Origin of the sequence: Cryobacterium sp. 10I1 (genome assembly GCF_035019805.1) — a bacterium.
Taxonomy (GTDB): Bacteria; Actinomycetota; Actinomycetes; order Actinomycetales; family Microbacteriaceae; genus Cryobacterium; species Cryobacterium glucosi.
The window spans coordinates 1-322 of record NZ_JASJVF010000615.1 but is presented as its reverse complement, the minus strand read 5'-3'; the positions used below and the strand labels follow the sequence as shown (position 1 = coordinate 322).

General features: G+C 71.7%; 1 protein-coding gene. It reads left to right on the top strand.

Features of this window, described 5'->3' with window-relative positions:
• A partial coding sequence (locus QN345_RS20015; protein WP_323509238.1) for a phosphoribosyltransferase family protein occupies positions 1-322 on the top strand: 322 nt, incomplete at both ends.

Genomic DNA, 322 nt, shown 5'->3' with positions numbered 1-322 from the left:
GTGCGCGGTCACACCGTCGTCATCGTCGACGACGGGATCGCGACGGGTGCGACGGCGCGCGCCGCCGGGGACGTCGCCCGGCTGCACGGCGCAACGCGGGTGATCCTGGCCGTCCCAGTGGCTTCGGCGGAAGCGCTGCTCGACCTCACGAGCTTCGACGAACTGGTCTGCGTGAACGTGCCGCGCCGCCTGGTGGCCGTCGGCAACCATTACATCGACTTCGCGGCCACAACCGACGACGAAGTGACCGCGCTGCTGGACGCCGCCGCCAGGCGGATCCGTTCCGGACGCCATGCCGGCGGATCCGGGCTCGACCGTGACG